This is a genomic window from Algoriphagus ratkowskyi (genome assembly GCF_002150505.1).
GTDB classification, from domain to species: domain Bacteria; phylum Bacteroidota; class Bacteroidia; order Cytophagales; family Cyclobacteriaceae; genus Algoriphagus; species Algoriphagus ratkowskyi.
In genome coordinates, this window is the sequence record NZ_MSSV01000011.1 from 152,955 (window position 1) to 174,725 (window position 21,771).

The 21,771-nt window shown below is 39.3% G+C and carries 17 protein-coding genes; 9 read left to right on the forward strand and 8 right to left on the reverse strand.

The genetic code is table 11. The annotated features are described in order from the left end of the window. Window positions 1–38 precede the first annotated feature (38 nt). Complete coding sequence (locus BVH02_RS13045; protein ID WP_086501886.1) at window positions 39–1,595, forward strand: hypothetical protein; 1,557 nt, start codon at window positions 39–41, stop codon at window positions 1,593–1,595. 197 nt (window positions 1,596–1,792) lie between these two features. On the opposite strand, the gene BVH02_RS13050 is transcribed toward BVH02_RS13045, so the two are convergent. Further along, window positions 1,793–2,230, reverse strand: coding sequence for a peptidylprolyl isomerase (locus BVH02_RS13050; RefSeq protein WP_086501887.1), 438 nt, complete (start codon window positions 2,228–2,230; stop codon window positions 1,793–1,795). A 244-nt stretch (window positions 2,231–2,474) separates the two neighbouring features. Continuing rightward, window positions 2,475–4,073: a phosphoenolpyruvate carboxykinase (ATP) gene (pckA, locus tag BVH02_RS13055; protein ID WP_086501888.1), complete on the reverse strand. Its 1,599-nt coding sequence runs from the start codon at window positions 4,071–4,073 to the stop codon at window positions 2,475–2,477. Window positions 4,074–4,419: 346 nt separating this feature from the next. On the opposite strand from pckA, the gene BVH02_RS13060 reads away from it, so the two are divergent. After that, complete coding sequence (locus tag BVH02_RS13060) at window positions 4,420–5,919, forward strand: peptide MFS transporter (RefSeq protein ID WP_394363987.1); 1,500 nt, start codon at window positions 4,420–4,422, stop codon at window positions 5,917–5,919. Window positions 5,920–5,998: 79 nt separating this feature from the next. On the opposite strand, the gene BVH02_RS13065 is transcribed toward BVH02_RS13060, so the two are convergent. From BVH02_RS13065 to tyrS, 3 genes are all read right to left on the reverse strand, one after another. Further along, window positions 5,999–7,423: an amidohydrolase family protein gene (locus BVH02_RS13065; RefSeq protein ID WP_086501890.1), complete on the reverse strand. Its 1,425-nt coding sequence runs from the start codon at window positions 7,421–7,423 to the stop codon at window positions 5,999–6,001. A gap of 2 nt (window positions 7,424–7,425) precedes the next feature. Further along, a complete protein-coding gene (locus BVH02_RS13070) occupies window positions 7,426–8,121 on the reverse strand; it encodes a TetR/AcrR family transcriptional regulator (protein ID WP_086501891.1) in 696 nt (231 codons plus the stop codon). 148 nt (window positions 8,122–8,269) lie between these two features. Continuing rightward, window positions 8,270–9,562: a tyrosine--tRNA ligase gene (gene tyrS, locus BVH02_RS13075; protein ID WP_086501892.1), complete on the reverse strand. Its 1,293-nt coding sequence runs from the start codon at window positions 9,560–9,562 to the stop codon at window positions 8,270–8,272. 157 nt (window positions 9,563–9,719) lie between these two features. On the opposite strand from tyrS, the gene BVH02_RS13080 reads away from it, so the two are divergent. Then, window positions 9,720–12,953, forward strand: a complete 3,234-nt coding sequence (locus tag BVH02_RS13080; RefSeq protein ID WP_191278277.1) for a S41 family peptidase — start codon at window positions 9,720–9,722, stop codon at window positions 12,951–12,953. Between the two features lie 70 nt (window positions 12,954–13,023). Here the strand turns inward: BVH02_RS13080 and BVH02_RS13085 are convergent, their stop codons facing one another. Together BVH02_RS13085 and BVH02_RS13090 are read right to left on the reverse strand one after the other, a co-directional pair. Continuing rightward, window positions 13,024–13,353: a BlaI/MecI/CopY family transcriptional regulator gene (locus tag BVH02_RS13085; RefSeq protein WP_086501894.1), complete on the reverse strand. Its 330-nt coding sequence runs from the start codon at window positions 13,351–13,353 to the stop codon at window positions 13,024–13,026. Window positions 13,354–13,516: 163 nt separating this feature from the next. Continuing rightward, window positions 13,517–14,266 (reverse strand): acyl-CoA desaturase, encoded by a 750-nt coding sequence (locus BVH02_RS13090; protein WP_086501895.1) that lies wholly within the window; start codon window positions 14,264–14,266, stop codon window positions 13,517–13,519. Between the two features lie 166 nt (window positions 14,267–14,432). Between BVH02_RS13090 and BVH02_RS13095 the strand changes: the two genes are divergently transcribed. The 6 genes from BVH02_RS13095 (at window position 14,433) to BVH02_RS13120 (ending at window position 20,056) form a co-directional block, all read left to right on the forward strand. Beyond that, window positions 14,433–14,777: a phage holin family protein gene (locus BVH02_RS13095; protein ID WP_205635735.1), complete on the forward strand. Its 345-nt coding sequence runs from the start codon at window positions 14,433–14,435 to the stop codon at window positions 14,775–14,777. Window positions 14,778–15,138: 361 nt separating this feature from the next. Further along, on the forward strand, window positions 15,139–15,702 hold the full coding sequence (locus tag BVH02_RS13100; protein ID WP_086501897.1) for a hypothetical protein: 564 nt from the start codon (window positions 15,139–15,141) through the stop codon (window positions 15,700–15,702). 55 nt (window positions 15,703–15,757) lie between these two features. Then, entirely contained in the window at window positions 15,758–16,660 is a 903-nt protein-coding gene (locus BVH02_RS13105; RefSeq protein ID WP_086501898.1) for a histone deacetylase family protein, read from the forward strand. Window positions 16,661–16,758: 98 nt separating this feature from the next. Next, on the forward strand, window positions 16,759–17,358 hold the full coding sequence (locus BVH02_RS13110) for an OmpH family outer membrane protein (RefSeq protein ID WP_086501899.1): 600 nt from the start codon (window positions 16,759–16,761) through the stop codon (window positions 17,356–17,358). 97 nt (window positions 17,359–17,455) lie between these two features. Then, window positions 17,456–18,427: a deoxyhypusine synthase family protein gene (locus tag BVH02_RS13115; RefSeq protein ID WP_086501900.1), complete on the forward strand. Its 972-nt coding sequence runs from the start codon at window positions 17,456–17,458 to the stop codon at window positions 18,425–18,427. A 3-nt stretch (window positions 18,428–18,430) separates the two neighbouring features. After that, window positions 18,431–20,056, forward strand: a complete 1,626-nt coding sequence (locus tag BVH02_RS13120) for an OmpA family protein (RefSeq protein WP_086501901.1) — start codon at window positions 18,431–18,433, stop codon at window positions 20,054–20,056. Window positions 20,057–20,176: 120 nt separating this feature from the next. Here BVH02_RS13120 and BVH02_RS13125 read toward each other — a convergent pair whose 3' ends face one another. Beyond that, window positions 20,177–21,634, reverse strand: coding sequence for a Gfo/Idh/MocA family protein (locus BVH02_RS13125; protein WP_086501902.1), 1,458 nt, complete (start codon window positions 21,632–21,634; stop codon window positions 20,177–20,179). Window positions 21,635–21,771 lie beyond the last annotated feature (137 nt).

The following is a 21,771-nucleotide window of genomic DNA, read 5'->3' on the forward strand; positions in this document are numbered from 1 at the left end:
ACATTTTAAGTCTTTCAAATTTGAGATCTGTCAATTTTATGAAGAAAATATCTCTATATATTTTAAGTACAATTTTAATCCTTGCACTGGCAGCATATATTTTTTCTATATACCAATTCAGAGATAGACATCCTAACTATTGGGTTGACATTGATCTCCAATCAAGCCAAAATAATCTCTTGGCAGGTTTTGCGAAAGTGGATATAAGTCCAACTATCCCTGATACTTGGATTGATGTGAACGGTGACTTTCGGTATAATCCGGTAGATGGAGATACTTACACAGATGGCAATGGAAACGGTCAATTTGATGGAGTTTGGTTAGCCGGTTTTCATAATTCTCGACCTGCGCAAGGTGTTTTGGATCCACTTTGGGCTAGAGCAATGGTATTAGATGCAGGTGATGTCAAGATGGCTTTGGTAGTAATCGATATGATAGGATTTGGGAATGACGAAGTGATAGCTACTCGTAAAATGATTTTGAATGCTAATCCTTGGTTGGATTATGTTATTATTTCTAGCACACATGTGCATTCCTCACCAGATTTGATGGGAATGTGGGGACCTTCGGAATATAAAAGAGGAGTCGATCCAGCTTATCTACTACAGGTTCAGGAAGGAATAAGAGATGCTGTGAAGGAAGCTTTTGGGAAAGTAAGACCTGCTTTTTTTAGATTTTCTGAAGAAAATGATAAGTTAAAGCCTCTGGTTGGTGATTCAAGGGAACCTCAAGTTTTCGATGCTGGCTTAAGGCTAATGCAAGTAATAGACTCGGAGTCATTTGAAACTCTTGGTACGATCATGAACTGGGGAAATCATCCTGAAACCCTATGGTCTCAGAATATTCAAGTGAGTTCTGATTTTGCACATCACTGGCGAGAGTTTGTGGAAAATGGTATTGTAGAGAAGGATAGTGTTTTGTTGGAAGGAGTGGGAGGGATTGCTATTTTTTTAAATGGTGCGATTGGAGGATTAATGACAACACATCCTTCTATGGAAGTGAAAGATCCATACACCAATGAGAAATTTTTAGAGCAAGGTCTAGGCAAAATCATAGCTCAGGGTAGAGCACTTGCAAAAATTACTTTAGAAACACTTCATGATAGCAATTATGTAGAAGTGAACAGAGCCAATCTATCTATTCGTGCGGAGACTATAGAGCTAAGAATGGATAATAATCTTTTTCATCTCGCTGCCTATTTGGGGGTTTTTGATCGAGGTTTTACTAAGTGGAAGCATATCCGATCAGAAGTTTCTGCTTGGAAATTAGGTCCAGCGACTTTTGTTCATGTACCAGGAGAGCTTTACCCGGAAATTTTGTATGGTGGAATAGAAAGTCCAACTGGCGCAGATTTTGGAATTTATCCGGTAGAGGTTCCTGCTATACATACCCAAATACTAGGTCAGTTTAAGTTTTTTGCAGGGATGTCTAATGATATGATAGGTTATATCGTTCCAAAAAGTCAATGGGATGAAGCCGCTCCTTTTACTTATATTAATAAAAAAAGGCCTTACGGGGAAGTCAACTCTCTAGGTCCAGAAACTGCACCTAAAATTCATTCCTCAGTTTTAAAGATTTTACAAGAGATCAAATGAAAAAAGACTCCATTAGGTTAAGAATGAAGCCTTTTTGATTTTTATTTTATGTTTACCCGCTTGTCTTCCAATAAGAAGATTAAAGCATTCATTAATAGCTAGATTCTGAATTTAATGACACTTCGCTTCCATCCAGTAGATCAAAGCAAATAAGGCTACTGGCATTTTTGAGGATAATCATACACTGTTTTCAACTATTATGATTCGGAGATCGTAATCTTTTCGATCTTGTCACCAGCCTTTATCTCATCGATAATGTCCAGGCCATCCACTACTTTACCAAAACAAGTGTGATTTCTATCCAAATGAGCAGTATTATCACGACTGTGGCAAATAAAGAACTGCGAACCCCCGGTATTTCTACCTGCATGAGCCATAGACAGCACACCTCGGTCATGGTACTGATTTTCGCCGTCTAATTCACATTTGATAGTGTGACCAGGGCCACCGGTACCATTTCCCTTAGGGCAACCACCTTGTATCATAAAGTTTGGAATAACTCTATGGAAAGTCAATCCATCGTAAAAGCCTTTCTCGGCAAGATCAATGAAATTTTGAACTGCAATTGGAGCATCCTTCTCGTAAAACTCCACTTTCATGGTGCCTTTCTCGGTAATCAATTCTGCTGTCTTCATCTTTTTTGGTTTTCGTTTTGTCCAATCTGGAGTTTTTTGAATTCTCAGGAAAGCAAAAATATAACAATTCAGTATATTTTTAGCACTTACTTAGGATTTTGAAATAAATCAAAATTCAAAATTGACTTTATAGAATTCCTTTTTGTGTAACGGAAACCTTACTGCATTATGAATATCCATCATAATGTACTACTAATCAATAGCTATAAGACTTAGATTCAGGGATAGGATTCTGCGTTGAACCTTAAAGTGGTGCGCCTTTTAAAATATCTTCAGAAGCAAAATCTTTAAATTTCTCGAAATTCGCTTTAAAAGCCTCTGCAAGTTCTCTGGATTGCTTGTCATAGGCCGCTTCATCACTCCAAGTCAGTCTCGGATTAAGTATTTGAGAAGGTACATTTGGGCATTCTTGAGGTATCTCTAAACCAAAAACGCGGTGTTTTACATATTCGACTTGATCTAATTTCCCTTCAAGTGCCGCTGTAATCATCGCACGTGTATAAGGCAGTTTCATTCTAGAACCTACTCCATAGGGCCCACCAGTCCATCCTGTATTTATAAGCCAGACATTAGTCTCATATTTCTCCATTTTTTCCCCAAATAATGTAGCATATTTAGTAGGGTGAAGTGGTAGGAATGCAGCTCCAAAACATGCTGAGAAGGTCAGCTTTGGCTCTGTGATACCCATTTCTGTTCCTGCGACTTTGGCAGTATAACCAGAGATAAAATGGTACATGGCCTGGCTTTTATTCAACTTAGAAATTGGGGGAATCACTCCAAAAGCATCAGCGGTCAAGAAGAATATATTCTTTGGAATGCCTGCTGTAGACGGATCCAATGCGTTGGGAATAAAGTGAATTGGATAGGCCGTTCTCGTATTTTCAGTCACGGATTTATTTGTAAAATCGACTTCACGAGAATTTTCTTTGAATCTGGTATTTTCTACAATTGCCCCGAATTTGATTGCATCCCAGATCTCAGGTTCTTTCTCTTTACTTAGGTCTATTACTTTTGCATAGCAGCCTCCTTCGAAGTTGAAAATACCATCTTCAGTCCAACCATGCTCATCGTCACCGACTAAGTTTCTATTAGGATCAGCAGAAAGGGTGGTTTTACCCGTTCCCGATAGACCAAAGAAAATAGCCGTGTCTCCTTGAGCTCCCATATTTGCAGAGCAATGCATAGAAAGCACATTCTTATCGTGAGGAAGGATAAAATTGAGAACTGAGAAAATGCCTTTTTTCATTTCACCAGCATAACCCGTTCCTCCGATCAAAATAATTCGTTCGGTCAGATTAATAATGGCAAAATTTGGGTTTCTGGTGCCATCAGCTTCTGGGTTTGCTTCGAATTCTGGTGCACAGATGATGGTGAAGTCATGCTCAAAATTTTCTAGTTCAGCTTCAGTAGGTCTGAGGAACATATTGTAGCAAAAGAGATTGTGCCAAGCTTTGGTGTTGATCACCTTCAATTTGAGCCTGTGATTCTCATCTGCCCCTGCATATGCATCTCTAACGAAAAGCTCCTTGTCTGCCAGGAAAGCTTTCATTTTGCCTAGAAGTGAATTAAATTTCTTAGAGTCGAATGGGATATTGATATCTCCCCACCATACCGATTCTTTAGTATTATCGTCAAGAACGATGTATCGGTCTTTTGGCGATCTTCCTGTAAATGAACCTGTATCCGCCATCAATGCTCCGGTGGATGTGAGTTTACCTTCCTTTTTCGATAAAGCAATTTCCACCAGTTCTGCTGGTGGAAGATTGAAGTGTACCTTTCTAGAAGCGGTTGGGCTAAGAAAAGCCAGGGATGAAGTCTGGGTCACCAGATTTAGTTCCTGCATAATTATTTGGGTTTACAATCTGAAAATTGTCTGCCCAAAATTACAAAAAAGGCTTTTACAAAAACCAATTAAAAGTGCTTTATTTTTAATTACAATCGGTTGCATTCAAAAAACAGATGTTTATTTGGGAAGTCTTTTATACTAACAGAGATATATAGTGGATATTCATTTCCAATGGTGGAATAATTGGGCATGACACGTTAATTCAGTGTCCTTAACTTTGGAAACAAGCCCTAAAAAGGTTTATCATTGTAAAATTTATTTCACCCAAATAAAACTATCCTTGGAAAAACAACTTACTCCTGAATTTGATGGGCCTACTATTTTTGGCCATCCAAAAGGTTTGATGCCTCTCTTTTTTACAGAAATGTGGGAGCGCTTTAGCTATTATGGTATGCGTGCATTATTAATACTTTTTATGACCATGGCTATCTCAGAAGGAGGACTTGGTTTTGACGATCAGACCTCGGGGGCTATTTATGGCCTTTACACGATGGGAGTTTATTTACTTGCTTTACCTGGTGGATGGCTTGCAGATAGACTTTTTGGGCTAAAAAAGTCAGTTTGGTACGGAGGTATTATCATTGCAATAGGTCACTTTACCATGGCTCTTCCAGGAATTAAGGCCTTGATCACGGGAGATCATACTATCCAACCTGTGTTAAGTACGCTTGACACCACTTCATTCTTTCTTGGATTAATACTAATTGTACTTGGCACAGGTCTTTTGAAACCTAATATCAGCTCGATTGTAGGACAACTATATCCTAAAGGAAGTGCAAAACGAGATGCTGGTTTTTCTATTTTTTATATGGGAATAAACATAGGTGGGTTCATTGCGCCAATAGCATGTGGTACTCTTGCTACTTACGACATGCACTTAGGATTTGGCCTTGCAGGTCTGGGAATGATCTTTGGCCTAATCCAATATAAATTGTCTGGTGCTTTATTAGAAGGTCATGGAGATCCTCCATTAGTGGTGACAAAAGAGGAAATTTCTAGTCAAAAGAAGCTGAAATTAATAGTTACTTATTTGGTAGTTGGTTTGATGGCGGTAGTTGGAATACTTTTCATGGGAGTAATACCAATCAATGTTTCTGCAATTGCAGGAGCGTCAGGTACAGTTATAGCTTTGGTAGCTTTCGGATATCTGGGTTATGTTATCGCGTTTGGAGGATTAAATAAAGCAGACAAAAATAAAGTAGGAGTAATTGCAATTTTGTTCCTTTTCTCTGCGATGTTCTGGTCTGGATTTGAGCAGGCTGGCTCTACGCTGAATCTATTTGCTGAGCGTTTTACGGATCGTAGAATTATGGGTTGGGAGATTCCTACTAGTTACTTCCAATCTGTTAACTCTCTTTTCATTATTATTTTTGCACCTATTTTTGGTGCACTTTGGGTTTGGCTGGGTAGAAGAAATTTAGAGCCTAGCTCCCCATTGAAATTCACTTTTGGTCTTTTGCTTTTAGGCGTTGGCTTTTTCGTGATGTATTTTGCTACCAAAATAGCTGCGTCTGGTGATTTGGCTGCTCCTACATGGTTGCTTTTGACATATATGCTTCACACATTTGGTGAGTTAAGTTTATCTCCTGTAGGCCTCAGCCTTGTGACCAAATTAGCACCTGAAGGCTATGGTGGACAAATGATGGGTATTTGGTTCCTGTCAGTGGCTTTGGGAAATTTATTTGCGGGATTGATCGCTGGAGAAGCTAGTGGCGGAACAGAGGAAGCATTGGCTCAGATGCCAGACCAATACATGTTGATTGTTTACACCGTTTTTGGGTCTGCGGCTTTACTCTTCTTGCTGAAACCAGTGATTCGAAAGATGATGGGAGATGTACACTAGATAAATTCTGCGTACGTAATAAATAAAATAGGCTGTCGAAAAACGACAGCCTATTTTATTTGAGATTAATATACTAGTTCTACTCAATACCTTCTTTATCTGCGACCCAGGTTTTAAGTTGGTGTAACATAGAGTTTAACTGCTTACGAGAATAAAACTTTCCATCTTTGATCACGTGTTCGAGGCTCAAAGTAGCGGAGATATCCTCCAGAGGATTATGATTCAGTATTATAATGTTCGCTTTTTTACCAGCTTCTAAGGATCCAAAATCCGTCATCCCAAAATAATCTGGACCATTAATTACAGAAGCTATTAATGCTTGCTGAGGAGTCAAACCAAATTCTACAAACTTTTGTAATTCTAAATGAATAGCAAGCCCTGGGATATCATAGGTGTTCAAGTACCCTGCATCTGTCCCAGCTATAATCTTCATGCCTGATTTCTGAATCATTGGAAGAAGTGCGGATACTTTTTTATAGGTATCTTTTCTTGCTTGAGTTACTTCAGCTGTTTCTCCCGCCATTCGCTCAATTCTCCATTGATAACTAGCTTTCAGTTGAGGACCTATATAATTTAATATCGTGTCACTGGCGAAGTCATTTTCATCTAAGTAAGCTATGTTATAACTGATAAGCAAAGTCGGGACAACGGCCGTACCTTGGCTTGCCAGTTTCTGGAAGTTGGCAAAGGCTACAGAATCATTATAAGATTCTTCCTGAAGGGTTGCAGCTTCAGCTCCTGATAATTTTCCAGATGCCCTTCCGGCTGATATTTCTGCTTCCAACGAAGTAGTGGTTCGCATCATATACGACAAGTGCTCGACGGTTTTTTGCCCAGCCGCAGAAACTTGATCTAATGTCAAAGCTGCCGGAATATGTCCTGATACGCTATAGCCGCGAGCAGTGGCCTTTTCTACAGCATTGAGAAATAGCTCAGGCTTCATGGTATTGTCTGTGATTTTTATAAAATCAACATTCAGTTTATCCAAGGAGTCTAAGGCAGCATCTAGCTCCTCTTCTGTACCTACTTCTAAATCGCCCGGCCAGATCGATTCAATTCCCTCCAATTTTGGCCCCGATGTCAATATTTTTGGTCCAATTCTTTTACCCGAATTTATTTCATCTCGCCATTTCAGTACTTCTAAACTGATATCACCAGCAGCATCACGCACTGTTGTCACGCCAAAAGCCAAGTATAAAGGAAGTAATTGCTCGTTTTCGTCAATGTAATTAGCTCCTCCAAAATGTACATGATTGTCCCATAAGCCTGGCATTAAGAATTTCCCTTCAGCATCAACTTCTTGACTAGCTTGATAATTTTCTAATAGAGAAACATCACCAACTGCGATGATACTATCTCCTGATATAAAAACGAATTGGTTATCAACTTGAGAACCAGCTTCTATGTTTAAAATGGTCGCATTTTTTATAAGAAAGTCAACTGTAGTTTTTTGTTGGCAGCTGGACATTATCAAACTTACCAGTACTAGTTTTGCAATTTTCATAGTTAGAATAAGCTCCCTTGTACAGTAGTTTTCTTTGTTGCTTGAAGTGTTCCTTTTAGCATTTCTTGCATTAAGCGAAGGAAGCCAAGTTCCCAATTTTCTGCATGAAGTTTGAAGTCTTTTCCCTCAAATTCTATCGGGCCAAGCATTTTCTCATAACCTATAATCATGCTCCAGATTGTATAAAATGTAATTTCTGCGTGTAATTCCGCACGGATACTTCCATCCTTAATTCCTTGGCTTACCATCATAATACCAATTTTGGCTGGCTCATGATGAATCTCGAGAAGCTTTTGAAAATGCGTAGATTCCAATGTTTTTGGATCAATCAGCTTGCGTGTTTCTGGATTGTTGTATTTTTTAAGTAGATCGAGAAAATTCAGAATCGAGTCATAATAGACTTGATTGGCTTTGGCAAAGGCCACTATTTTCACCATAAGATCACTGATCATTTCTAATCCAGACTTACCTTTTGATCTATACACATCTCTAAATTCATCTTTGAATTGATCGAATGCTTTTTTGGTCAATGCCATAAAAAGATCCTCTTTGTTCTTGTAATAGAAATAGGTGAGGCCCTTGCTGATCCCTGCTGACATAGCTACATCTTCCATTCTGGTGGCCAAATAACCTCGGGAAGTGAAAAGTGCTACAGCTGAATCCAAAATTAGTTTTTCTTTATTTTTCTCTCCTGCCATGAGTTTGTTACTTTTTCTAAAAATTGATTTCAAAGATATTAAACTTGGGTCAAAAAATTAGGGTAGATACATCATATATTTTGTTTAAATGATATAAAAAAAGGCTTTAGGGATTTCCTGAAGCCTTTTTTTGGTGAGTATCAACTCATTACTTAACCTCAACGATGTAGTAATTTTTCTTTCCTTTTTGGACCAAAAGATATTTGTTTTGAAGCAAAGTCAAATTTATAGTTGCGTTGGGATCAGAGAGCTTTTCCTTGTTGATACTCACGCCACCACCTTGGATCATTTTGCGGGCCTCACCCTTGGAAGCAAATACAACTCCCTCTGTGATATCGCCGAATAAATCCAAAATTGAACCTAATGAAGCATATTCATTATGATCCACTTGAACCTGAGGTACTCCCTCAAAAACCTGAAGGAAAGTACGCTCATCCAAAGCGGTCAGATCTTCAGTGGAAGACTTGCCAAATAGAATATCGGAAGCCTTCATTGCCATATTCAATTCTGACTCTCCATGAACCATGATTGTAATTTGCTTGGCTATTTGCTTCTGCAGAACGCGCAGGTGAGGTGCTTCAGCATGCTCAGCTTCCAGATTTTCTATGGTTTGCTGATCCAAAATGGTGAAAATTCGAATGTACTTTAATGCATCCTCATCAGATACATTTAGCCAGAATTGGTAGAATGCGTAGGGTGAGGTCTTTTCAGGATCTAGCCAAACAGAGCCACCTTCAGTTTTACCGAACTTGGTTCCGTCAGCCTTAGTAATCAATGGAACGGTCAAGGCGTACGCGCTTCCTCCTCCCATTCTTCTGATCAGTTCAGTACCTGTCAAGATATTTCCCCATTGATCTGATCCTCCAAGCTGAATAGTGCAATTTTCATTTTTCCACAAATGATAGAAATCGTAGCCTTGGATCAACTGGTATGTGAATTCGGTAAATGAAAGTCCATTTCCATCTTCCAGACGCTTTTTTACAGAATCCTTGGACATCATGTAATTCACAGTGATGTGCTTACCAATATCCCGAATGAAATCCAAAAAGCTGAATTCGGACATCCAGTCGTAATTATTGACAAGTTCAGCTTTGTTGGAAGTGGATCCTGAGAAGTCCAGAAACTTTGACAACTGACCTTGAATGCCTGCTATGTTATGATCTAGCGTAGCTTTATCAAGAAGGTTCCTTTCTGCAGATTTAAAGGAAGGATCTCCAATCATACCAGTAGCTCCACCTACCAGAGCAAATGGTTTATGTCCCGCACGTTGGAAATGGAGCAAAGTCATCACTCCGACCATATGACCAATATGTAATGAATCTGCCGTTGGGTCGAAACCAAGATAAGCAGAAGCCATACCTTTAGTTAGGTGTTCTTCGATTTCTGGGGTCATATCCTGAAGCATGCCTCTCCAGCGTAATTCTTCTATAAATGAGTTCATCTAATGCGTTGATTTTCGAGGTGCAAATATAGTCGTGTCTGCCCAAGGAATAAAGTAAAGCTCCAATCCATTATTCTTTTTTGATTTCATTCTTATTGAATTGTGAAGTAATACATTTTACAATTTTGACTACTTTGAAGCGCCAAATATCAAGCTCATGACTAATAGACTTAAAATTTTTGCAATTCTTTTGAGTTGCCTGATAGGACAAAATGCAGTTTCGCAGGAAATCCCCAAATGGATGCGTTATCCTGCTATTTCTCCTGATGGAACTCAAATTGTATTTACCTATAAAGGAGACCTTTATTTGGTAGGCAGTAGTGGTGGAGCGGCACGACAGATTACTTTTCACGAAGCCCATGATTATCAGGCTGTTTGGAGTAGAGATGGTAAGACTATTGCTTTTGCATCTGATCGCTACGGTAACTTTGATGTTTTTTCAATGAGTCCTGATGGCGGATTAGCCACAAGACTCACATTTCATTCAAACGACGAACAACCTTTTGAATTCTCTGCAGATGATCAATCTGTGGTCTTTGGAACCCAGCGAATGGATATCGCTGAGCACAGGCAATATCCTACTGGTTCGCAGCCTGAACTCTATTCAGTCCCAAGAAAAGGAGGTAGGGTAGATCAAATTTTTACTATTCCTGCAGAATCTGTAAGTATCAGCAAGGATGGTAGTAAGATGCTTTACCATGATAAAAAAGGTGGGGAAAATGAATGGAGAAAGCATCAGGAGTCTGGCATAGCTAGAGATATTTGGGTGTTTGATGCTAAAAGTAATGAGCATAAGATGCTGACGACATTTTATGGAGAAGACAGAAATCCTGTTTTTTCACCTGATGAATCAGAGATATTTTATCTCAGCGAAGCCAATGGGAGCTTCAATATCTTTTCTATGAATGCTTCTAATCCAGCGCAAACAGAAGCTGTGACTACACTAAAGAATTTCCCTGTGCGTTTTTTGAGTATTTCTGATGATGGCTTAATGAGTTTTGGATACGATGGCGAACTCTATACGCTACGTAAAGGTGAAACCCCAAAGAAGGTAGCTGTCACTATTCAAACACAAGCGATAAGCAATTCTGATAATTACATCGCGATCAATGGTGGAGTAAGGGAAATGTCGGTTTCTCCTGACGGCAAAGAAATAGCCTTTGTGGCTAGAGGTGAGGTATTCGTAACTTCAGTGGATGGATCTTTAACCAAAAGAATTACTAATACGCCTGAGCAGGAACGTTTTGTTGAGTTTGCCCCAGATGGCAAATCATTGGTTTATTCGAGTGAAAGAGATGGCAAATGGCAGATTTTCCAAAGCACCAAATTAAGAGCAGAGGAGCCTTTCTTTTTTGCGTCTACATTACTTGAAGAAAAGTTAGTAGTTAGTTTGGAGGACGAGGCCTATTTGCCCAAGCTCTCCCCTGATGGCAAAAAGTTGGCATATGTGGAAGGGAGAAGAACGCTGAAAGTCCTTGATTTGGCTAGCAAAACAACGGTGACTCTGATGACTCCGGATGAACTTTTTCACATGCGTGATGGAGATCAGTACTTCACTTGGGCGCCAGATAGCAAGTGGCTATTGGCGACTTATCGTCCTACCATGGCTAACTCAGAAGTGGTTCTTTTGGACGCTTCAGGAAAAGAGAAAATTAAGAACTTGACGAATAGTGGCTATGGAGATGATAATGCCATGTGGGTGAACGATGGCAAGCAGATGCTGTGGTTTTCCAACAGAGATGGTTTGCGTAGTTATGCGACAAGTGGTCAGAGTCAAAACGATGTCTATATGCTATTCTTTGACGAGACCGCATGGGATAAATTCATCTTATCCAAAGATGATTTTGAATTGATGAAAGAGATCGAAAAATTGAATAAAAAGGATGAAAAGGACGACAAAGCGACAGATGAAAAAGCAAAAGATAAAAAAGTAGAGGATTTAAAATTTGATTGGGATGGTATCGAAGAACGCAAAGCTAGATTAACGATCCACTCTTCAGCGTTGGGTGATGCAATTTTGTCTAAAGACGGAGAGAAGCTTTATTATTTGGCAGCATTTGAAAAAGGCATGAATCTCTGGAGTACAAATCTGAGAACGAAGGAAACAAAGCAGGAGATTAGTCTTGATGCTAATTCAGCAAGTTTAGTATGGGATAAGGATCAAAAGAATTTGTTCTTATTAAGTAATGGTACCATATCCAAGATCAATCCAGAGGGGATGAAGAAAGAGGCGATCAAAATTTCAGGAGAAATGACTTATGACAAAAAAGCTGAGATGGAATACATGTTTGAGCATGTATGGCTACGTACCAAAGGCATATTCTATACTCCAGACATGCATGGAGTAGATTGGAAACAGGCCAAAATTGATTACGAAAAATACCTTCCTTCAATAGGCAATAGCTACGAATTTTCTGAGATGATATCTGAGATGATCGGCGAGTTGAATGTGTCACATGCTGGCTCTCGCTTTTCGCGCTCTACTGAAATGGGAGATGCCACTGCTGCTTTGGGCGTATTTTGGGATTATGATTTCGAAGGAAATGGTATCAAAATCACTGAAGTCATAGCTGGCGGTCCATTAGACAAGGCTGGTTTGGAGATCAAAAAAGGGATGATAATTGAGAAAATTGATGGAGTGACTATAACTTCTGATACAGATCTAGCCAAGTTCCTCAATAGAAGAGCAGACACATTCACTTTGATTGAATTAGTAAATCCTGTTTCGAAAGAGAGAAAGCAACTTACTATAAAACCTATTTCACTCAGAGAAGAAAATCAATTGCTCTATAAGCGATGGGTAAAAATGAATCAGGCTGAAGTTGAAAGATTAAGCGAAGGCAAACTTGGCTATGTGCATATTCCAGGCATGAGCGATGGTCCTTATAGAAATGTATATGAAGAGATGATGGGGAAATACTATGATCGGGAGGCTGTAATCATAGATACACGATTTAATGGTGGGGGTGATTTAGTTGCTGACTTAGCGATGTTTTTCACTGGTGAGCTGTTTCTTACCTATGCTACTGAAGCCAGAGCAGTAGGGTATGAGCCAACTGCACGTTGGATAAAGCCAACGCTTGCGATGTTTAATGAAGCTAACTATTCTGACGGGCACTGCTTTGCGTCAGGCTATACAGATCTTAAAATAGGTAAGACTATAGGAATGCCTACACCGGGTACTTGTTCATTCGCTGGATGGGAGGGACTGCCAGATGGATCAAGATGGGGAGCAGTGCCTATATCAGCTAAAAACAAAGCTGGGGAATGGCTAGAAAACAACGAGACGCGCCCACAAATAGAAGTGAAAAATATGCCAGGACAAATAGATCAGGGTATTGACCAACAACTGGAAAAAGCAATTGAAGAATTGCTGAAAGAGGTGAATTGAGAAAATAAGCATAAAAAAACCTGGTTTCTCTACCAGGTTTTTTTATGACTAATTCACTCACTCAAATTGATTACTGAAACGATTTTGTGTTCAGCGTTTCATCATTTTTAAAGAAGTCAGATAGTTTTCCGAAAGAATTATCGAAATAACCACCTAGCATTTTCTTAATAATGAAAGAACGATATTCGTCTTTCGATACGATTGGAAAGTACTCGTGACTCTTTCCATAAGATTTGTGACTTACGAATCCTTTGCGTTCCAAAATTCTAACTATCGTTGAAACAGTGTTGTACGCTGGCTTTGGGTCTGTCATTGGCGTAAGGATGTCTTTGACAAACCCTCTTTCGATTTCCCAGAGGATTTGCATGATCTCCTCTTCTGCTCTTGTTAATGGTTTCATAAATAAGGTGTTAAGTTTTAATTGTTAGAAAATTATTCGTTTAGTTTCACAATTGCAAAGAAAACCACCTTTAGTTTTAATATTTTTTATCTAGTGTGATCTGCTGTTCATACTATAATAATTCATGTTTGCAAAAAAAAAGCCTCAAGAGAGGCTAATTGATCTATGCAGGACGTAGTTTAATTATTTTCGTCATGTGCAGTAATTTGACGATAGGGTATGTAGGATCAAATTCATACCATTTAACTGCGAAGTTAGGCCTGTTAGGAAGCCTATGGTGATTGTTTTGAAATAATTCTCCCAACATCAAAACATCTAATAAAAGGCTGTTTTTAGAATGATCGTTATTGTCAAAGTTTGCATACCCATATTTATGTCCGCTCCAGTTGACGATAGCTCCATGCACAGGGCCCATCAGGAAGTGAATAGGAAGTAAGAAGTACATCCACCAGTGCGTACCCGGCAGATCAAAAACTGAGATACATAAGACATAGATTGCTACGTACAATAATCCCCAACTAACTCTTACGAGCATGGTGTCAGCAAATTTGTCAAACTTGTTCCAGTCCGGGATATCTTTTGAAAACCGTTCCTCAGGCTTCAAGCGGAAAGAAAAATACTCGTTATAGATGTTTTTTGTTTTCCACATCATCGTAAACAAGTTCTCTGTGTGGTGTGGGCTGTGTGGATCAAGCGGAGTATCGCTGTAAGCATGGTGCATTCTGTGTAGAATAGCGTAAGCTCGTGGTGATAGGTAGGAGCTGCCTTGCCACATCCAGGTGAAAAAGTAGAAGAATTTTTCCCAATACTTATTCATATAGAACATTTGATGTGCAGCGTACCTATGTAGGAAGAAGCTTTGGCAAAACAGCGAGAAATACCAATGCAGCACAAAGAAGATAATGATTATCACTCGGCTTAAGATTTATGTTAGTTAGGCAAATATAAGATAAAGGTCGCTCAAGTAACGAATTTTGCATAGGATGGATTCCATTTTTATGAGATGATATTTATCAGATTCTAAAGAAAATTATTTCTAAAATGCTTATTTTGAAGTTATGGCAAAGACAAATAAACCAATGAACTTTCTGGTCAAAATCTTTTTGGGTGGGATAGCAGTTTTGATTGCAGAGTTTTTTTTGTCTGGAATTCACATCGATACATTCGTGACAGGATTTATACTTGCAGCGGTCATCATCCTAATCAATATAACACTCAAACCGTTATTGATCATTTTAACTTTACCTATCACAATATTTACTCTTGGTTTATTTCTCTTGGTGATCAATGCCTTGATGATAATGCTGGCTGATCGTATTATTCCAGGTTTTCAGGTGGATGGTTTTTGGTGGGCGATTTTGTTTGCAATAGTTTTAAGTGTAATCAACTCCCTTTTCGGTAACAATATGAACCCAACAGATTGACCACAGCTTGACTATTTTACAAGAATTATAATGTGTGACTAGTTTTAAAATTTGGATAAGAATACTCTTATATTGAATTCTAAATGTTTATTCCAACTAATTCCACAGACTATTAAAATTTCTAAATTGAAATATCAAGGGAATTAGGTTGGACAGTTATAAAATTGCGGCTTGAAAATTATTTTTCTAATTGATTATCAGTTTATTATAATCCTTAGAATACCAAATTTTTTTATAAAATTCATAGGTATGTTTTGTGGTTTCAATTTAAATCCGTTAGATTTTGATTCCATTTTACTAAAGGATTTAGTACTATTGAACTGCTAATCATCTTAAAAATATATTCTTTAACTATTTGACTATGTCAATTTCAAATCCAGGGTTTGACCCACAACGCATCGAAGAGCTAAAGGAAGAGCTAGGAAAGCTTAAAAAGACCTTCAAAATTCTTCCCGAGGAAGAAAACTCTGAAGAGTTTGTTAATTTCTATTTTATAGGAATGTATCAGGGCAAAGAAGTAATCTACGATGCTGCATTGTATACGCTCAGACTTCATCATGCGAGTGAGGTATATGAGTTGGCGGAGCATAAAGCGGCTCAGAAGTTTCAGAACTTCAAAAGTATTTCCTATGAAGAGGACGAAAATGGTAATTTAAAACCATTGACGAGTGAGGAGGAGGAAATCGGATGGTTTATCACTGAGATCATTATGGAGATAGAAGAGGATGAAAGTGTAAAAGTTCAGGAGTTCGTAGATATAGATACACACCACGATTACGGAATCGGTGTAGATGCAGGTTTAAATGTAGATCTAATTGATGAAGACGTGATTTCCAATTTTATCAAGGACTTTAATGATGATACATTAGTGCTAGACGATACGATGTATGCTTTTCAATCTGAAGAGGAAGATATCGAAGATTAATTTTAATTTATTTTGAATTTTAAAAACGACGCTTGCTAATCACAAGCGTTTTTTTATGCTGAAGATCGCGTTTTCTCCTATATACAAGCACCATTTGCCTGATAATCATAGATTTCCGATGGAGAAATATGAACTGCTTCCGGGCCAGTTACTTTACGAGGGAATAGTAAAAGAAGAAAATTTCTTTACTCCCAAGCCTATTGATGAAAAGTGGATTCTAACGACACACACAAAGGAGTATTGGGATAAACTTAAAACGTTGAGCTTGTCCAAAGCTGAAATTAGAGCGACAGGGTTTCCTTTATCGGCAGAGCTCGTGAAACGAGAGATCACTATTTTAGATGGTTCCGTTCAAGCTGCTATTTACGCCTTGCGCCATGGTATAGCTATGAATATAGCAGGCGGCACACATCATGCGTACGCAGACCGAGGAGAAGGCTTTTGTCTGTTGAATGATATTGCAATTACAGCCAAGTATTTGATCCAAAATCATTTGGCTATCAAGATTCTGGTGGTTGATTTGGACGTTCACCAGGGCAATGGCACTGCAAGGATTTTTGAAGATACTCCTCAGGTTTTTACGTTTAGTATGCATGGGGAAAAAAATTATCCCATGCGTAAAGAAGTGTCAGATTTGGATTGCGCTGTACCCGATGGCACAGGTGATGAAGTTTATTTAAATTTGCTTCAAGTGCAACTTGAAATAATCTTAAAAAAATTTTCTCCTGATTTTCTAATATATCAATGTGGAGTAGATGTTTTAGAGAGTGACAAGCTGGGAAGATTGGCGATGAGTGTAGCGGGAGTGAAAAAGCGGGATGCGATAGTCTTGAATCTCGCTAAATCACTCAATGTGCCCATTATGTGCTGCATGGGAGGTGGCTATTCTACGAGTGTAGGTAAGATTGTAGAGGCTCATACACAAGTATATCGACTGGCACAGGAGCTATATTTCTAGTATGTTAAATTCAAATTTCTCCATTGATCTCAAGTCAGTTCTTGTAAAATCAATACTTTCTTTATATTTGCGCCCTTGTAATCAAAAACATTTAGAAAGTGAAAAGAGGATTAAAACTAATCGGTGCATTGAGCCTTGCTGCAGTGCTTTTATACGGCTGTGATACCGCTGGAACTTCTACTGCAACAGGCGAAAGCTCGGCTAAAGAAGTGAAACAAGGCGATTTGAATGTTGCTTTTATTTACACAGACAGTGTGATCAACAAGTATGATTACTTCAAGACGAAATCTGAAGCACTTACTGAAAAAGGCAAGAAATTCGAAAGTGATCTTCAGGGAAGGGCAAGTGGATTCCAGCAAGAAGTTCAAAATTTCCAACAAAGTGGCGGAAACATGACTGTAAATCAGCAACGTGCAAAGCAAGAGGAATTAGGAAAAAAAGAGCAAAACCTAATGACTTATCGTGATAATTTGATGCAAGAATTATCTGCCGACGAAGCTGCACTATATAGTGAAGTTTATGATAAAGTACAGAATTACCTTAAAGTGTATGCTGAGCAAAATGAGCTTGCTTTGATCTTGAGTTATACTCGAGGTGGAGCTGTTTGGTATGGCAATGGTGCGTTGGACATCACAGCAACAGTAATTGAAGGAATCAATAAAGAATTTGCTGCAGCTCCTACGGACACAGTAAAATAAACAGATATACCAATCACAATATTGAAACCCGGCATTGGCTGGGTTTTTTTGTGGTCAAAAATTGGGTAATTTTGAAAGATCAACGAAAATTTACAGAATGAAAATCACTGAATTTTTAAAGCACAACTACCGTCACTTCAATGCCGCAGCCTTGATAGATGCAGCTGAAGGGTACAAAACTCACTTGGACAATGGTGGTAAAATGATGGTAACTCTCGCAGGTGCCATGTCTACGGCTGAGTTGGGTATTTCTCTAGCTGAGATGATCCGTCAGGATAAGATTCAAATAATTACCTGTACTGGTGCCAATTTGGAAGAGGATGTTTTCAACTTGGTTGCACATGATTACTATGAGCGAATTCCAAATTACCGCGACTTGACTCCAGAGCAGGAGCAGGACCTTGTAGAGCGCCATATGAATCGGGTGACTGATACATGTATTCCAGAGATGGAAGCCATGAGAAGAATAGAAAATGTAGTATTGGAAGAATGGATAAAAGCAGATCAAGCTGGAGAATCTTATTTCCCGCATGAGTTTATGTATAAAATTCTACTTTCAGGTAAACTTGACGATTCTTTCCAGATCGATCCTAAAGACAGCTGGATCTTGGAAGCGGCAAAGAAAAATATACCGATGATCGTACCAGGATGGGAAGATTCTACCTTGGGAAATATGTTTGCAAGCCATGTGATCACAGGCGAAGTGAAAAATGTACATACCGTTCGTACTGGTATTGAATACATGATGTACTTAGCAGAGTGGTATACAAATACGGCTACAGAAGAAAGTACTATCGGATTTTTCCAGATTGGCGGGGGAATTGCAGGAGACTTCCCTATATGTGTGGTGCCGATGTTGCATCAGGATTTACAAAGGGAAAATGTGCCACTTTGGGGCTATTTCTGTCAAATCTCTGACTCGACCACTTCTTATGGTTCGTATTCTGGAGCTGTACCAAATGAAAAGATCACTTGGGGAAAACTAGGAATCGATACTCCGAAATATATCATCGAGTCTGATGCAACGATCGTAGCACCTTTGGTATTCGCCATTGTGCTTGATCAATAATCTATGACAAAATTTAATAACGTATTTATAAAAGCAAGCAGCTTAACGCTACTTGCTTTTTGCATTTCATTCCATCTCCAAGCTCAAGATGTAGTTTCACTCTCTGGCGCTAACAGCCCTCAGGATGATATAAATCCTGTCTGGATTGGGGACAATACTTTATTATTTACACGCGCTTTTCACCCTGAAAATATAGGAGGAGTATCTGATCCTGGTGATATCTGGATGACTAAGAAGTCTGATTCAGGAGAGTGGCAAGAAGCAGTTCATCGTGCTGACCTTAGTACAGATGGCTATGATTTTTCTCTTGGATTAGAGGACTATCTCACTTTGCTAGTGTACCATACTGGTGGTGCAAGATTCGGAATTTATCAATATTCTAAATTTGGCAAAGATTGGAATTTCCTTCGTCAAGTGTCTATGGAAGATTTGGATGAACTTTCCAAACGAGTTACTGGCAGAGTAGCTTCTGGAGGGAAACTGATTTTTCTTTCAGGGCTAGGAACAGACTCCAAAGGAAATGAAGATATCTATGTAAGTGAAAAGACTGGCCCGACAACTTGGTCAAAACCTGTAAATATTGGTGCTGCTGTAAATACCCTTGGGCAGGAGATGAGTCCTTTCTACGATGTGAAATCTGAACAGCTTTACTTTTCATCCAATATGCATGAAGGTGCAGAAGGAAAGGATATTTACATAGCGAAGCGTATGGGTGATGGCTGGAACAATTGGAGTAAGCCTGTAAAATGGGAGCAAGTAAGTTCTCCGGGTTCTGAAGTTTCTGTTACATTTATCAATGACGAGGAAGTAGTGTGGACTAGCACGCAGAACAGTGATGGATTTGCCGATTTGTTAACTTTCCGAACAGTGATTCCACTCGTGATTCCTGAGGAATTTGTTGCTGCAGTACTTGAGCCTATAACTCCTATCGCGAGACCAATTCAGCCGAATTCTGTTACAATAGAGCCGATCTATCCATCTTCTTCTGTTGGTTTCCCAGAAGTGAAAATGACTGTGCAGGCATCTGAAATTAAAGAAAAGCCAATCTCATGGTTTGTAGTAGATGCGAAAAACAAAACCTTGGTTCCTTTTTCCATCAGCTGGAAGTCGGGAGAAAGTATAATCTCCAAGAGTCTCGCAGATTCAGTAAAATTCTCTGATTTGGCAAATTCGCAGGTGAAGGAAGTTAAAATCAGTTCTGACGGTTACTTTCCAAAATCTGTTTTGCTAACCGAAATAAAATCTGCAGAGCCAACAGTCATCTTAATGACAAAGGCTGAATCTGGTAGCATAGTTTTATTAGAAAATGTGAATTTTAAACGTGGTACAGCGGAATTGGAGGGAGAGGAGACTAAAGAATCGCTGTCAGAATTAGCTGAGTTTCTGATTGAAAATCCTACTATGAAACTTAGAATTCACGGACATACTGACAGTGCGGGTGATCCTGGACTGAATAAAGGACTTTCACTGGAGCGGGCTGGAAGTGTCAGAGACTACCTTATCACGCAAGGAGTTCCATTTGAAAGCCTAAGAATATCAGGATGGGGTGGAACGAGACCAACTGCTTCGAATGCCACTGAAACCGGTCGATCTAAAAATAGAAGAGTAGAGCTAGAAGTAGAGAGGTAAAATCGTAGTTATCAGTTGCAGTGATCAGATTCCAATTTTAGTAAAGAAGATAAAATTTGAATTCGATATCACTTACGTAAAAAAAATGGCTTTGAAAGTAATTTCAAAGCCATTTTACTTTTATAGAGAATAGTCCCCTCTATACTTACGTTTTACAAATTGATTTGCAGGCTCGAAGTTAGAGACTTCCATTTTTGGTCCGTCCCACACGAGCTTAATTCCCCTGCCTGGGTAATCAAATTGCGCTGGATTATCAGCCTTTGGAGTTCTATAGTCATAGCTTCTTATCGCCAAATTACCCATCAGGACTGATTCAGTCAGAGGGCCTGCGATTGAGAATGGAGAACTTAGATTTTTAAATTCTTCAGAACCATGGCCTGCGATACATGCTTCTACCCAGTTATTGTAGTGACCACCATCTCCACCAGGAACTCGGTAAAGTGTTTGAGGTACATTTGCATCTTTGGTTTTGGAAGTTGGAAGCAGTTGTGGGTTTTTTCCGTAGGTAGAGCACATCATTTTTCCTTTAGTACCCTCGATGATTACGCCGTTTCCACCGTCACCCATTTGCTCATTTGGAGCGAGTTCCTCAGGTCTATTTGGTTGAATACCGCCATCCATCCAGTGAAACTCTAGATCGTCTTTTCCAGGTCTGTCAAATCGTAACGTGATATGAGAAGAAGGAGGGCAGCTCTCTGGGAAATAACCTCTTTTAAATTCACCTACATAAACTGACCCCACGGAGCATTCAGCAGATTTAGGATATCCTAAGCCCAACACTCGGAATGGAGGCTCCATAATATGGCAAGCCATGTCACCAAGTGCACCTGTGCCATAATCCCACCAACCTCTCCAGTTAAATGGCACTAAATTACCCACGTAATCTTTCTGCGGAGCAGTACCAAGCCAAAGATCCCAATCCAGATCAGCTGGAGGAGTCACAGGCTCAGATGGCCATTGAATTCCTTGAGGCCAAACTGGCCTATCGGTCCATGAATACACCTTAGTAGCCTCACCTATCAGTCCAGCATCATACCATTCTACCATTTGGCGAACCCCATCTCCAGAAGAACCTTGATTACCCATTTGGGTGACTACTTTATATTTTTCTGCTGCTTCTGTAAGCATTCTTGCTTCGTAGATATCGTGTGCAAGCGGTTTTTGTACATACACATGTTTTCCCATTTTCATGGCAGCCATAGCCGCAACCGCATGCATGTGGTCTGGAGTTGATACAGAGACTGCGTCAATGTTTTTTTCCTCCTTTTCAAGCATCTCCCTGTAATCCCTGTAGTATTTTGCGTTAGGATGTAATTCTCTGCTCGCTTTTGCTCTGGTATCGTCCACATCACAAAGAGCGATGAAATCGACTTTTTCTGTCCGGGTTATGCCGCGCACATCACTGCCACCCATTCCACCTACACCTATACTAGCTACTCTTAGTTTATCACTTGGTGCGGTAAAACCTGGGCCGCCAAGAACATGTCTAGGAACAATATAAAATCCAGCTGCTGCTAAAGCAGAGCCTTTCAGAAATTTTCTCCGGGAACTCCCAGAATTTGAGCCTTCACTTTTCATTAGAATAATAGTTATGTTGAAGAGGGGGTAATTGTTATTTTGGCTTTCATGCCTACAAATTAATTTTCCAAATCTGAAATTATCAAAAACTCCTTACAATCTAGAATCCATTTAAAGAATTCTGCTCTAGGATAGTA

Coding starts and splice junctions, on each gene's coding strand:
- BVH02_RS13045 (WP_086501886.1), top strand. CDS start 39: ATGAAGAAAATATCTCTATATATTTTAAGTACAATTTTAATCCTTGCA.
- BVH02_RS13050 (WP_086501887.1), bottom strand. CDS start 2,230: ATGAAGACAGCAGAATTGATTACCGAGAAAGGCACCATGAAAGTGGAG.
- pckA (WP_086501888.1), bottom strand. CDS start 4,073: ATGCAGGAACTAAATCTGGTGACCCAGACTTCATCCCTGGCTTTTCTT.
- BVH02_RS13060 (WP_394363987.1), top strand. CDS start 4,420: ATGCCTCTCTTTTTTACAGAAATGTGGGAGCGCTTTAGCTATTATGGT.
- BVH02_RS13065 (WP_086501890.1), bottom strand. CDS start 7,423: ATGAAAATTGCAAAACTAGTACTGGTAAGTTTGATAATGTCCAGCTGC.
- BVH02_RS13070 (WP_086501891.1), bottom strand. CDS start 8,121: ATGGCAGGAGAGAAAAATAAAGAAAAACTAATTTTGGATTCAGCTGTA.
- tyrS (WP_086501892.1), bottom strand. CDS start 9,562: ATGAACTCATTTATAGAAGAATTACGCTGGAGAGGCATGCTTCAGGAT.
- BVH02_RS13080 (WP_191278277.1), top strand. CDS start 9,720: ATGACTAATAGACTTAAAATTTTTGCAATTCTTTTGAGTTGCCTGATA.
- BVH02_RS13085 (WP_086501894.1), bottom strand. CDS start 13,353: ATGAAACCATTAACAAGAGCAGAAGAGGAGATCATGCAAATCCTCTGG.
- BVH02_RS13095 (WP_205635735.1), top strand. CDS start 14,433: ATGAACTTTCTGGTCAAAATCTTTTTGGGTGGGATAGCAGTTTTGATT.
- BVH02_RS13100 (WP_086501897.1), top strand. CDS start 15,139: ATGTCAATTTCAAATCCAGGGTTTGACCCACAACGCATCGAAGAGCTA.
- BVH02_RS13105 (WP_086501898.1), top strand. CDS start 15,758: ATGCTGAAGATCGCGTTTTCTCCTATATACAAGCACCATTTGCCTGAT.
- BVH02_RS13115 (WP_086501900.1), top strand. CDS start 17,456: ATGAAAATCACTGAATTTTTAAAGCACAACTACCGTCACTTCAATGCC.
- BVH02_RS13120 (WP_086501901.1), top strand. CDS start 18,431: ATGACAAAATTTAATAACGTATTTATAAAAGCAAGCAGCTTAACGCTA.
- BVH02_RS13125 (WP_086501902.1), bottom strand. CDS start 21,634: ATGAAAAGTGAAGGCTCAAATTCTGGGAGTTCCCGGAGAAAATTTCTG.